Genomic DNA, 12178 nt, shown 5'->3' on the forward strand with positions numbered 1-12178 from the left:
TGTACAGCGTCCACAAATTATGCAAAACAAAATGGACGGTGTCCACATCAATTTGCAAGAAGACGCTTCCGGCCCCCGGCGGCTCGCCCCGATGCCCGCGCGCACCGTGCGTCGATGGGTGGCGCCATGGCGCGCAGCGTGCATCATGGCCGGCTCATGGAAATCGAATTCAAGTTCCACATCCCCGCCGACCGCCTGAAGGCCGTCGACGCCGCGCTGCGTCGCGGTGCCGTGGTGCGCACGCGGCTGCAGGCGCGCTATTTCGACACCGCCGACGAGCGGCTGGCCGCGCAGGGCATCGTGCTGCGGCTGCGCAAGGAGGGCCGGCGCTGGGTGCAGACGGTGAAGGCCACGGGCGACAACGCGCTGCACCGGCTCGAACACAACGTCGGCCTCGGCACCGCGGGCGCCTCGCCCGACATCGATCCGCGGCGCCACGAGGGCACGCCGGTCGGCGAGCGGCTGGCGCGGGCGCTCGCGGGCGAGGATGGGCAGCTCCTGGCGCTGGTCGAGCGCCAGTCCACCGACATCGTGCGGCTCACGCGCGACGTGCGCAGCACCGGGCCGGGCGGCGTCGTGGCCGAGCTGGCGCTCGATGTCGGCAAGGTGGTGGCGCATGCCGGCACGCCCGAACAGCGCGCATCGCCGGTCTGCGAACTCGAGCTCGAACTCAAGCGCGGCAGCGTGCCGGGCCTGGTCGCGCTGGCGCAGCGCTGGTCGCAGCAGCACGGGCTGTGGTTCAGCACCATCTCGAAGGCCGAGCGCGGCGCGCGCCTGCTCGCGGGGCTCGAGGTGGTGCCCGCCGTCAAGGCCGAGCCGCCGCGCTTCGCGAGCGCGCCCGATGGCCGCGCGATCCAGCGCGCCGTGGTCGCGAACTGCCTTGCGCAGATCCTGCCGAATGCCACCGAAGTGGCGGCGGGCAGCGACGACGAGGAGCAGGTCCATCAACTGCGCATCGGCATCCGGCGGCTGCGCACTGCCCTGCGCGAACTCGAAGGGCTCGATCCCACGGGCGCCTTCGACCGCGCGGGCTGGGAGCCGGCGCTGGTCGACTGCTTCCGCGCGCTCGGCGCGCTGCGCGACCGCGAGCAGGTGGCGAAGATCGCGCAGCCGAAGCTGCGCGAGGCCGGGGCGCCCGAGGTGGATCCGCTGGCCGGCGATGCGGCTGGTGCGGGCGCCTCCCAGCCTTCACCCGGCGAGGCCGTGCGCGCGCCGGCATTCCAGGCGGTGCTGGTGGCCCTGATCGGCTTCACCGCCACCGAGGCCCCGGCGCCCGAACCGGCCGCGGAGGGCGCGCCGCCCGTCACGCCGCTGGACTCCGACGACGCCCGTCGCTTCCTGCGCAAGCGCCTGCAACGCCTGCACGAGCAGGCCCTGCGCGACGGCGGCCGCTTCGAATCGCTGGACACCGACAGCCAGCACCGCGTGCGCAAGCGCCTCAAGCGCCTGCGCTACCTCGCCGAATTCGCGGCGCCGCTGTTCGAGGCCAAGGACGACAAGAAGGGCGACGACAAGAGCGCCGCCGAACGCTACCTGAAGCGCCTGCGTCCCGCGCAGGACGCATTGGGCGAATACAACGACGAGGCCGTCGCGATGGCCCTGTACCGCGAAGCCACCGCGCACGATGCGCGCGCCTGGTTCGCGGTGGGCTGGTTCAGCGCGCGGCACGCGGCGGGCGCGGCGGCCTGTCGGGAGGCGCTGGAAAGGATCGAGGGGGCGCCGCGGTTCTGGAAGAAGGGCCGCGGCAAGTCATGACGCGGGGCGCGCGAGCGAGCGCGTCCGATGTCAGTGGTGGTGGCCGTGCGCCCCATGCACATGCCGATGCTCGATCTCCACCGGCAGCGCCTCGCGCACGTCCGTCACGGTCAGGCTGAAGCGCAGCGCCTTGCCGGCCCACGGATGGTTGCCGTCGAGCAGCACGACCGGGCCCTTGATCTTCATCACGGTGAACACGTGCTCGCGGCCGTCGTCGAGGCGACCCTGCAGCTGGCCGCCCACCTTCACGCCCGGCGGAAAGTCGGTCTTGGGAATGCTGCGCACCAGCGTCTCGTCGCGCTGGCCGAAGGCATCCTCGGGCGCGAGGTTCAGGGTGGTCTGGTAGCCCTTCTCCTGGCCGTCGAGCGCTTCCTCGATCTTGGGCAGCGTGTTCTCGTAGCCGCCATGCAGGTAGGCCATGGGCTCGGGGCTGGCTTCGATCAGCTTGCCCTGGGCGTCGGCGACTTTGTACTTGAGGGTGACGACGGTGTCTTTTGCGATTTTCATCGGGCCATTTTCCGTGCAAACCGATGGGCCGTCGCAGCTAGGTCTTCCACGAACGGAAGGCCTCCGGAAGGGTTTCCTCGGTGCTCAGCTTCTCCATCACCATCGCGATGAAGGCCGACACCGCGAGCGGCAGGTGCTTGCGGCTCGGGTACAGCACGGTCAGCCCCTGCCCCGTGCGCTGGTAGCGCGGCAGCACCGGCACCAGCCGGCCGGCCGCCACGTCGAGCCGGCCCATCGAGGGCGGCAGCAGCGCGATGCCCAGGCCGGCCACGGCCGCCCGGCGCAGCGCCTGCGCGGTGTTGCCGCTGAAGCGGCCGGCGACCTGCACCTCCTCCTCGCCGTCCGGCCCGGTCAGCCGCCAGGTCGCGCGGCCGCTGGGATGCGGCGCGGTCACGCAGTCGTGCTGCGCCAGGTCCTGCAGCGTGGCTGGGGCGCCGTGCGCGGCGATGTAGGCGGGGCTCGCCACCAGGCCGTCGGTGCGCGGGCCCAGCAGCTTGCGGCCGACGTAGCCCGAATCGGGCTGCGCGCCGCCACGGAAGGCGACGTCGATCTGCTCGGCGATCAGGTCGGCCCGGGCGTCGCTCAGCACGAAGTCGACCCGTACCCGTGGATGCGCGGCCAGGAAGTCGGCGACCCATTCCATCGGGAAGAAGTCGAAGAAGTCGGCGGTCGCCGCCACGCGCACGAGGCCGCTGGGCTCGCGGCTGCCGGTGACCAGTTCCTGCCCGGCCTCGACCAGCCCGTCGACCGCGCCCGCGCAGCGCTCGTGGAAGGCCCGGCCCGCGCTGGTCAGCGTCAGCTTGCGGGTCGAGCGCTGCATCAGCCGCGTGCCCAACTGCGCCTCGAGCTGCTGGATGCGCCGGCTCACGGTGTTGGGCGGCATCCCGAGGCGCCGGGCGGCTTCCGCAAAGCTGCCATGGCGCACCACCTGCACGAACATGGCGATGTCGTTGAGGTCGAGCATGGGATTCGATTCCTTCCAAAAATGGACGAGTGCAATCCGACTCTACCGTCTAGTCAATCAATGGGTGGCGCCCTAACCTTCGATCCATCGGGCCAGCCGGCCCGTCCGTCCATCCATCGACCCCGAATCCCAGGAGCTTTCATGTCCACCACCCAACCCCTCATCGGCATCGTCATCGGCTCGACCCGCAAAGGCCGCTTCGGCGAGAAGCCCGCGCACTGGATCCACGAGATCGCGAAGCAGCGCACCGACCTCGCCTTCGAGCTGGTCGACCTGCGCGACCATCCGCTGCCCTTCTTCGACGAAGCCGGCGCGCCGGCCTGGGGCCCGGTGAAGAACGAGGCCGCGCAGCGCTGGCAGGCGAAGCTGGCCACCTTCGACGGCCTCGTCGTGGTCACGCCCGAGTACAACCACGGCCCGAGCGCGGTGCTGAAGAACGCGATCGACTGGGCCTACAAGGAGTTCGTGCGCAAGCCGATCGGCTTCGTGGGCTACGGCGGCGTGGGCGCGGCGCGCGCGATCGAGCAGCTGCGGCTGATCGCGGTCGAGATGCAGATGGCGCCGGTGCGCAACGCGGTGCACATCGGCATGGTCGAGTTCCTCGGCATCTGGCAGCAGGGCAAGAACTTCGAGGACTTCCCGCACCTCGCGCAGGCCGCGGGCGGCATGCTCGACGACCTGGCCTGGTGGACCAAGGCGCTGAAGACCGCGAGGGAGGCCGCATGAGCACCGACGTCGCGACCAGGACCCGCGCCATCGTCTATCGCACGCGCGGCATGAAGCACGGCCCGATCGCACGGCTCGTGAGCCCGGGCGACCTCGGCGAATTCCTCAAGCCCTTCGTCTTCCTCGACCTGTTCGGCTTCGACACCGAAGGCGGCCACCGCGGATTCGGCATGCATCCGCACTCGGGCATCGCCACGCTGACCTGGCTGATCGAGGGCGATACGCTCTACGAGGACACGACCGGCGAACAGGGCGTGCTGCGCGGCGGCGGCGTCGAGTGGATGCGCGCGGGCAATGGCGTGTGGCACACGGGCGCGCCGGCGCCGGGCGTGCAGCGCGTGCGCGGCTTCCAGCTCTGGGTGGCGCTGCCCGCATCGGAAGAGAACGCGCCCGCGCAGAGCATCTACCTCGCGCCCTCGCAGGTGCCGCGCGAAGGCCCGGCGCGCGTGCTGCTCGGCAGCCACGGCGCGGCGCGCAGCGCGATCCCGGCGCCCGCGCCGATCAACTACCTCGCGGTGCAACTGAAGGACGGCGAGCACTGGCGCTACACGCCGCCGGCCGGCCACACGGTGGGCTGGCTCGCGGTGGAGAGCGGCCGGCTCGACGCGGGCGACCAAGCCGGCGGCCCGATCGGCGACGGCGAACTCGCGGTCTTCGAGGAATCGGGCGAGGCCATCGAGCTGGTGGCGCAGGGCGACACCTCCTTCGTGCTGGGCTCGGCGGTCAAGCATCCGCACGAGCTGGTGATGGGCCACTACTCGGTGCACACCAGCCGCGCGACGCTGGACCAGGGCGAGGCCGAGATCCGGCGCATCGGCGCGAAGCTGCGGCAGGAGGGGCGGCTCGGCCGAGCCGCGTAGCGCAGGAAGTGCGGCTCGGCCGAGCCGCATAGAGCCTCGTAATCGAGCATGCGCGCGGCGGGTGGCTGCGCCAGAATCGTTCGCTTCCAGAACGATTCAGCCAGCCGCCCCCCATGAACATCGTCGATTCCTTCGCCGACGTCGCCCGCTTCGTCGACATCCGGCGCGACATCCACGCCCATCCCGAACTCGGCTTCGAGGAACACCGCACCTCCGAGAAAGTGGCCGGCCTGCTCGCCGAATGGGGCATCGAGGTGCACCGCGGCATCGCGGGCACCGGCCTGGTCGGCGTGCTGCGCAAGGGCACGGGCGCGCGCACCATCGGCCTGCGCGCCGACATGGATGCGCTGCCGCTGCACGAGGCCAACGAGTTCGCCCACAAGTCGCGCCACGCGGGCCGCATGCATGCCTGCGGCCACGACGGCCACACCACCATGCTGCTGGCCGCCGCCTGGCACCTGTCGCAACAGGGCCCGGACGACTTCGACGGCACGGTGCACTTCATCTTCCAGCCCGCGGAGGAGATGGGCAAGGCCGGTGCCAAGAAGATGATCGACGAGGGCCTGTTCGAGCGCTTCCCGTGCGACGCGGTGTTCGGCCTGCACAACTTCCCCGTCGGCGACGTGGGCCGCTTCGCGCTCAACGAGGGCGCGCTCATGGCCTCGAGCAACACCTACCGCATCACGCTGCACGGGCGCGGCACGCATGCCTCGATGCCGCACACCGGCATCGACCCGGTGGCGGCGGTGGTCAACCTCGCGCAGCAGCTGCAGACCATCGTCGCGCGCACCATCCCGAGCACCGAGCGCGCGCTGCTCGCGGTCACGCAACTGCGCGGCTCGGACGCGCCCAACATCATTCCCGACGAAGCCACGGTCGGCGGCACCATCCGCACCTTCTCGATCGAGGCCATCGACCTGCTCGAAGCCCGGCTGCGCGAGGTGGCCGCGGGCGTGGCGGCGGCGCACGGCTGCACGGCCGAGGTGTTCTTCAACCGCTCCTCGCCACCGACGGTGAACCATCCGGCCGAGGCGCGCTTCGCGGCCGGCGTGATGCGCGAGGTGGTGGGCGACGACATGGTCACCACCGATTTCCCGGCGGTGATGGGCGCCGAGGACTTCGCCCACATGCTGCTGGCGCGGCCCGGCTGCTATGCCTTCCTCGGCAATGGCGATGGCGACCACCGGCTCGACGGCCACGGGCCCGGGCCTTGCATCATCCACAACAGCTCGTTCGACTTCAACGACGAGATCATCCCGATCGGCGCGAGCTACTTCGTGCGGCTGGCGCAGCGCTGGCTCGCGCCGGGGCGCTGAAGCGACCCCGCGGATTTCTTCTTTTCTCCAACCCGACGAAAGCGGCCCCACCGATGACCACCCCGTTCGCCCGACGCTCGCTCCTGGCCCTTGCTTTCGCGGCTGTCGCGCTGCCCGCGATGGCGCAGCAGCGCGTGATCCACATCGTCGTGCCCTTCGGCACCGGCGCGGTGCAGGACACCGTGGCGCGCGCCTTCAACAACGAGCTCGGCGCGGCGCTCAATGCCAGCGCCATCGTCGAGAACCGCGCGGGCGCGGGCGGCACCGTGGGCGCGGCGATCGCGGCCAAGGCGCCGGCCGACGGCAACACGCTGGTGCTCGCGGCCGCGAGCCACAACATCGCGGGCTTCCTCTACAGCAAGCTGCCCTACGACCCGCTCAAGGACTTCGTGGGCGTGGCCAACATCGGCAACGCGGGCTACGTGCTCGCGGTGGCCAGCGGCATGAACGTGTCGACCACGGCCGACTTCATCAAGGAGGTCAAGGCCAACCCCGGCAAATACAACTACGCCTCGGCCGGCAACGGCAGCGCCACGCACCTCGCGATGGCCTCGTTCCTCGCCAAGGCCGGGCTGCAGATGACGCACATCCCGACCAAGTCCACCGGCGAGGCGGTCAACGAGGTGCTCGCGGGCCGGGTGCAGGCGGTGATCTCGTCGAGCATCGGCGTGATGGGCTTCCAGAGCGATCCGCGCATGAAGCTGCTGGCCTCGACCGGCCAGTCGCGCAGCCCCTTCCTGCCGAAGCTGCCGACCGTGGCCGAGAGCGGCCTGCCCGGCTATGCCTTCGATTCGTGGATCGGCCTGCTCGCGCCGGCCGCCACGCCCAAGGCCGAGGTCGAGCGGCTCAACGCGGCCGTCAACAAGGTGATCGCCGACCCGGCGATCCAGGAACGCTTCACGCGGCTGGGCGTGGAGCCGCGCAGCCAGAGCGCCGAGGAATTCCAGAAGCTGCTGCGCGCCGACTGGGATGCGATGGGGGCGGTGGTGAAGGCCTCGGGAGCGAAGGTCGATTGAGGTCGAATACAAGCTTTGGCAGATAAAAGGTAAATACAAGCCAAAACCTGTAAATTGACAAAACAAGGGAGGGCCTTTATCTTGAAGACAAGATGGACTACCCCCTTCGTTTTGCCGACCAGCTCCGGGCGCACCTCCAGGCGCTGCGGAAGAAACGCGGCCTGACGCAGGCGCAGGCCGGCGCCCTCGTCGGCGTCAGCCAGGCCCGGATCGCCGAGATCGAGGCGAATCCGGGGGCCGTCGGCTTCGAACAGTTGATGAAATTGCTGGCGGCGCTGGGCGCGTCGATCTCGCTGCGCGACGAGGACGAGGTTCCGGCGAATGCGGAACTTCCCGATGGCGACCCGCGCCCGAACGACCGCAACGCGCCGCGCGCCTATGGCCGGGTGCCGTCGCCGGCCGCACCGGTCGTCCAGGAAAAAGGCATGGAACCGCCGGCCGCCCCGTCGCCCCCCGAACCGCAAGCGCCGCGCCCCCGCCGCGGCTGGCCCCGTGCCCGCCGCCCGCGAGCGCTTCGCCGCCGCGCCGAGGAAGGGCTCCTGGTGAGGCGCGCGCTCAAGGCCTGGATGAACGGCGAGCTCGTCGGCACCTGGTCGGTCGATCGCGAATCCCACACCTTCCGCTACGAGCCCGCGTGGCTCGCGTCGCCGCGGCGCCGCTCGCTGTCGCTCTCGCTGCCGATCACCACGGCGCTCGAAGTCCAGGGCGAGGCGGTGCGCAACTACTTCGACAACCTGCTGCCCGACAACGAGCGCATCCGCATGCGCCTGGGCCAGCGCTTCGGGCTCAGGAGCACGAAGGTCTTCGACCTGCTCGAAGCCATCGGCCGCGACTGCGTGGGTGCGGTGCAGCTGCTGCCCGATGGCGCGATGCCCGAGGGCTGGGACCGCGTGGACTGCGAGCCGCTCGCCGACGAGCAGGTGGCCGAGCTGCTGCGCGCCGTGCCGACCGAATCGACGCCCGAGCGGCTGCGCGACCGCGACCTGTTCCGGATCTCGCTGGCCGGCGCGCAGGAAAAGACTGCGCTGACCCGCGTCGACGGCCGCTGGTGCCGCCCGCACGGCGCCACGCCGACCACCCACATCCTCAAGCTGCCGCTGGGGCTGATCGGTGGCTCGCGGCGCGTCGATGCCTCGGACTCGATCCACAACGAATGGCTCTGCGCGCGGATCGTCGGCGCGCTGGGCCTGCCGGTCGCGCCGACCGCCATCGAGACCTTCGGCGACCAGCAGGTGCTGGCGGTCGAGCGCTTCGACCGCGAGTGGATGGCGGGTGCGAACGGCGAGCGCTGGATCGCGCGCCTGCCGCAGGAAGACTTCTGCCAGGCGATGGCGCTGCCGCCCGAGCGCAAGTACGAGCAGCACGGCGGCCCCGGCATGACCCGCTGCCTGCAACTGCTGCAGGGCAGCCGCAACCGGGACGACGGCACGCTGTTCCTGCTCGCGCAGCTCGCCTTCTTCCTGCTGGCGGCCACCGACGGGCATGCCAAGAACTTCTCGCTCCACCTGCAGCGCGGCGATGCCTACGAGATGACGCCGCTCTACGACGTGCTGTCGATGTGGCCCTACTTCGGCAACGGCGCGAGCCAGTTCCAGCCGCGCCGGGCCGAGCTGGCGATGGCCGTGCGCTCGAAGAACGCGCACTACGCGCTGCACACCATCCAGGCCCGCCACTGGTGGGGGCTCGCGATGCGCAACGGCGGCGACCACACCTGGCGCGCGATGCTCGCGATGGTCGAAACGCTCGACGAGGCGCTGGCCGAGGTCGAGGCCGCGCTGCCCGCGGACTTTCCCGCGCGGACCTGGGAGGCGGTTTCGCGCCGGCATGCGCGCCGAGGCGCGGCGCTTCCTCTCGGGCGTGGCGCCCGCCGCGACGCCCTGACCGGGTGTCGTCCTCCAGCCGGATGCGCTCGCCGCGTGCCGGCGTGTAGGACGCCCGTGCATTGACTTCGGCCTTGCCCGGGCGATGCTGGGAACGGGTTCCGGCTCGTAGGCCGGACCGCAGGAAGGAAGGCTTTCATGGAACAGACAACGACAACAGGCATGCCCTCGCGCCAGGGCGGAACGCACAAGCTCTGGGTGGCGATCGGCGTGCTCGCGGTGGCGGTGGCCGCGCTCGGCGGCGCGCTGTGGCAGAAGCATCAGGGCGGCACGGCGGCGGCACCGCCCGTGGCCCTGGCCACGGGCCCGGCGCCCGACGACTTCAAGCCCGATGCGGCGCCGCCGGCGCTTCAGCCCTTGCCGTCCGGCCCGACCGTCAACGCGACGGCGCCCGCGCCAGCCATGAGCGCCGCGCCGCAACCCGTGCCCGCCGCGGGCCCCGCGCCGATGGCCGCCGCGCCCGAACCCGTGGCCGCCCCGCCCTGCGCGGTCTGCGGCCATGTGGAGACGGTGCGTGCCGTGCAGCGCACCCAGCGCCCGAGCGGCGTCGGCATGGTGGCCGGCGGCGTGGTCGGCGGGCTGGTGGGCAACCAGATCGGCCATGGCGGCGGCCGCACGGCCGCGACCGTGCTTGGCGCCGTCGGCGGCGGCTACGCCGGCAACGAGATCGAGAAGCGCACCCACACGGTCACCGTCTACCAGGTCGGCGTGCGCATGGACAACGGCACCCTGCGCAGCGTCGAGACGCGCAGCGCGCCGCCGATCGGCAAGGCCGTGAGGCTCAAGGGCCACACGCTGAGCCCGGCCGACGGCCACAAGTAAGCGTTCCTCACCCAACCCGCACCGCGCCCGGCAGGCCCTGCCGGGCACATGCTCGTTTACGAGAATATTGACGGTATATCCTTAATATATTTAAATCCGCTCCGTCCCAGCCCCGCCCATCCGGGCCCATCCAAGGAGCGAATTCGTGAGCAACCCCCGCTGGCAAGGCATCTTTCCCGCCGTCACCACCAAGTTCCATGCCGACGAGCGCATCGATGCCGAAGGCACCGCGCGCCACATCGATTTCCAGATCCGCAACGGCATCCACGGCCTCGTCACCTGCGGCTCGCTCGGCGAAGCCAGCACGCTGTCGCTCGAGGAGAAGCTGCAGGTCGCGCAGATCGCGCTCGAGGCCGCCGACGGCCGCATCCCGGTGCTGGCCAACGTGTCCGAGACCAGCACCCGCGACGCGCTGCGCTACGTCGAGGGCGGCAACAAGCTCGGCGTGGCCGGCTACATGGTCATGCCCTCGGTGATCTACGTGGCCGACGCGCGCGAAGCCATGCTCAACGTGCGCACCATCGCCAACGCGGCGCAGAAGCCGGTGATGGTCTACGACAACCCGGTGGCCTACCGCGTCGACCTCAAGCCCGAGCACATGGTCGAGCTGGCCGACTGCGAATGGATCGCGGCCATCAAGGAGAGCACCGACAACATCCGCCGCATCACCGACCTGCGCAACACGGTCGGTGACCGCTACCAGCTGTTCCTCGGCGTGGACGATCTCGCCTACGAGGGCCTGGCGCTGGGCTGCGACGGCCTGCTGGCCGGCGTGGGCTGCGCGTTCCCGCGCGAGACCGTGGCGCTGTACGACCTGATGAAGGCCGGCCAGTTCGCCGAGGCGCTCAAGCTCTACCAGTGGATGACGCCGATGCTGCACCTCGACGTCTCGACCAAGCTGGTCCAGAACCTCAAGCTCATCGACCACCTCGTGGGCGTGGGCACCGAGCACGTGCGCCGTCCGCGCCTGCCGCTGGTGGGCGCCGAGCGCGAGGCCATCGAGGCCATCGTGAAGAAGGCGCTCGCGACCCGCCCGGCCAAGTACCAGTCGGTCGCCTAAGCCCTTCGTTTGCTGCGTTTCCCCCGAGGGCGGCGCCCTCGTTTCCCTCGTACCCTCCGTGTCCCCTTATCCAGGAAGAAGCATGAAGACACCATCGAAGATGATTCCGCTGCTCGGCCTCGTGGCGCTGGCCCTCGCAACCCAGGCGAAGGCGCAGGAGCAGGTGGTCAAGATCGGCCATACCGGGCCGCTCTCCGGCCCCAATGCGTTCGCGGGCAAGGACAACGAGAACGGCGTGCGCCTCGCGATCGAGGAGCTCAACGCCAAGAAACTCGTGGTCGGCGGCAAGACGCTCAAGTTCGAACTGAAGTCGGAGGACGATGCCTGCGACGCCAAGAGCGGCGTGGCCGTGGCGCAGAAGTTCGTCGACGACAACGTCAAGTTCGTCATGGGCCCGTACTGCTCGGGCGTGGCCATCCCGGCCTCGCGCGTCTACAGCGACGGCGGCGTGCTGCTGTCGACCGTGGGCACCAACCCGAAGGTCACGCAGGGCGGCTACAAGAACCTCTACCGCATCATCGCGAGCGACAACCAGATCGGCGGCAGCATGGCCGTCTACGCGGCCAAGGTGCTCAAGGTCACCAAGGTCGGCGTGATCGACGACCGCACCGCCTTCGGCCAGGGGCTCGCCGAGGAGTTCACCAAGGAAGCGACGAAGCAGGGTCTCACCGTGGTCGGCCAGGAGTTCACCACCGACAAGGCGGTCGACTTCACCGCCATCCTGACCAACATGAAGGCCAAGCAGCCCGAGGCGATCTTTTTCGGCGGCTACGCACCGCAGGGCGCGCCGATGACGCGGCAGATGAAGCAGCTCGGCATCAACGCCAAGCTGCTCGGCGGCGACACGTTGTGCAGCCCCGCGATGGGCAAGCTCGGCGGCGACGCGGTCAACGACGCGGTGTTCTGCGCCCAGGGCGGCTCGATCCTCGAGAAAGCGGTCAGCGGTCCGGCCTTCAAGGAGAAGTTCAAGAAGCGCTTCGGCGCCGACGCCGATGCCTACGCGGCTTCGTACTACGACCAGGTGATGTTCATCGGCGAGTCGATGGCCAAGGCCAACTCGATCGATCCCGACAAGGTCGGCGCCGAGCTCTACAAGACCACCTACAAGGGCGTGGCCGCGACCTATGCCTACGACGACAAGGGCAACATGAAGCAGGCACCGATCACGGTGTTCACCTTCAAGAACGCCGCGCCGACGGCGCTCGCGAGCTACTGAGTCGCGTCTCCCCGGGAAGGGGCCGCGGCCCCTTCCTCCCCTCTTCCTTCAACGCA

10 protein-coding genes and 2 pseudogenes are annotated in these 12178 nt (G+C 70.2%); 10 read left to right on the forward strand and 2 right to left on the reverse strand.

Translation table 11 applies throughout. The annotated features are described in order from the left end of the window. The first annotated feature begins 156 nt into the window (after positions 1-156). The gene (locus tag ACHMXE_RS12165; RefSeq protein WP_395349599.1) at positions 157-1755 is read left to right on the forward strand and encodes a CHAD domain-containing protein; all 1599 of its coding nucleotides are present in this window, start codon (positions 157-159) and stop codon (positions 1753-1755) included. A gap of 30 nt (positions 1756-1785) precedes the next feature. Here ACHMXE_RS12165 and ACHMXE_RS12170 read toward each other — a convergent pair whose 3' ends face one another. After that, positions 1786-2262: a peptidylprolyl isomerase gene (locus tag ACHMXE_RS12170; protein ID WP_093351617.1), complete on the reverse strand. Its 477-nt coding sequence runs from the start codon at positions 2260-2262 to the stop codon at positions 1786-1788. A gap of 37 nt (positions 2263-2299) precedes the next feature. Further along, positions 2300-3226, reverse strand: a complete 927-nt coding sequence (locus tag ACHMXE_RS12175) for a LysR family transcriptional regulator (RefSeq protein WP_395349600.1) — start codon at positions 3224-3226, stop codon at positions 2300-2302. Positions 3227-3367: 141 nt separating this feature from the next. Here ACHMXE_RS12175 and ACHMXE_RS12180 point away from each other — a divergent pair, with 141 nt between their 5' ends. The 9 genes and pseudogenes from ACHMXE_RS12180 to ACHMXE_RS12220 all read left to right on the forward strand — a co-directional run bounded on the left by ACHMXE_RS12180 (position 3368) and on the right by ACHMXE_RS12220 (position 12122). Next, positions 3368-3952, forward strand: a complete 585-nt coding sequence (locus ACHMXE_RS12180) for an NADPH-dependent FMN reductase (RefSeq protein ID WP_395349601.1) — start codon at positions 3368-3370, stop codon at positions 3950-3952. Next, on the forward strand, positions 3949-4812 hold the full coding sequence (locus ACHMXE_RS12185) for a pirin family protein (RefSeq protein WP_395349602.1): 864 nt from the start codon (positions 3949-3951) through the stop codon (positions 4810-4812). The genes ACHMXE_RS12180 and ACHMXE_RS12185 overlap by 4 nt, the downstream gene beginning before the upstream one ends. Before the next feature lie 113 nt (positions 4813-4925). Continuing rightward, a complete protein-coding gene (locus ACHMXE_RS12190) occupies positions 4926-6128 on the forward strand; it encodes a M20 aminoacylase family protein (RefSeq protein ID WP_093351605.1) in 1203 nt (400 codons plus the stop codon). Positions 6129-6181: 53 nt separating this feature from the next. Beyond that, positions 6182-7144 (forward strand): tripartite tricarboxylate transporter substrate-binding protein, encoded by a 963-nt coding sequence (locus ACHMXE_RS12195; protein ID WP_395349603.1) that lies wholly within the window; start codon positions 6182-6184, stop codon positions 7142-7144. Between the two features lie 92 nt (positions 7145-7236). After that, positions 7237-7437 (forward strand): annotated as a pseudogene (locus tag ACHMXE_RS12200) (helix-turn-helix domain-containing protein); the annotation flags it as partial. A 246-nt stretch (positions 7438-7683) separates the two neighbouring features. After that, positions 7684-9025, forward strand: a pseudogene (locus ACHMXE_RS12205) (HipA domain-containing protein). Between the two features lie 137 nt (positions 9026-9162). Beyond that, on the forward strand, positions 9163-9846 hold the full coding sequence (locus ACHMXE_RS12210; RefSeq protein ID WP_395349604.1) for a glycine zipper 2TM domain-containing protein: 684 nt from the start codon (positions 9163-9165) through the stop codon (positions 9844-9846). A gap of 145 nt (positions 9847-9991) precedes the next feature. Then, complete coding sequence (locus tag ACHMXE_RS12215) at positions 9992-10906, forward strand: dihydrodipicolinate synthase family protein (protein ID WP_395349605.1); 915 nt, start codon at positions 9992-9994, stop codon at positions 10904-10906. Positions 10907-10988: 82 nt separating this feature from the next. Then, positions 10989-12122: a branched-chain amino acid ABC transporter substrate-binding protein gene (locus ACHMXE_RS12220; protein WP_395349606.1), complete on the forward strand. Its 1134-nt coding sequence runs from the start codon at positions 10989-10991 to the stop codon at positions 12120-12122. Positions 12123-12178: the final 56 nt, after the last annotated feature.

The sequence above is a fragment of the Variovorax sp. UC122_21 genome (assembly GCF_044056785.1).
Lineage (GTDB): Bacteria > Pseudomonadota > Gammaproteobacteria > Burkholderiales > Burkholderiaceae_C > Variovorax.

Bases quoted from the DNA above. Each gene is read 5' to 3' on its own strand.
- ACHMXE_RS12165 (WP_395349599.1), top strand. From the start codon at position 157: ATGGAAATCGAATTCAAGTTCCACATCCCCGCCGACCGCCTGAAGGCC.
- ACHMXE_RS12170 (WP_093351617.1), bottom strand. From the start codon at position 2,262: ATGAAAATCGCAAAAGACACCGTCGTCACCCTCAAGTACAAAGTCGCC.
- ACHMXE_RS12175 (WP_395349600.1), bottom strand. From the start codon at position 3,226: ATGCTCGACCTCAACGACATCGCCATGTTCGTGCAGGTGGTGCGCCAT.
- ACHMXE_RS12180 (WP_395349601.1), top strand. From the start codon at position 3,368: ATGTCCACCACCCAACCCCTCATCGGCATCGTCATCGGCTCGACCCGC.
- ACHMXE_RS12185 (WP_395349602.1), top strand. From the start codon at position 3,949: ATGAGCACCGACGTCGCGACCAGGACCCGCGCCATCGTCTATCGCACG.
- ACHMXE_RS12190 (WP_093351605.1), top strand. From the start codon at position 4,926: ATGAACATCGTCGATTCCTTCGCCGACGTCGCCCGCTTCGTCGACATC.
- ACHMXE_RS12195 (WP_395349603.1), top strand. From the start codon at position 6,182: ATGACCACCCCGTTCGCCCGACGCTCGCTCCTGGCCCTTGCTTTCGCG.
- ACHMXE_RS12210 (WP_395349604.1), top strand. From the start codon at position 9,163: ATGGAACAGACAACGACAACAGGCATGCCCTCGCGCCAGGGCGGAACG.
- ACHMXE_RS12220 (WP_395349606.1), top strand. From the start codon at position 10,989: ATGAAGACACCATCGAAGATGATTCCGCTGCTCGGCCTCGTGGCGCTG.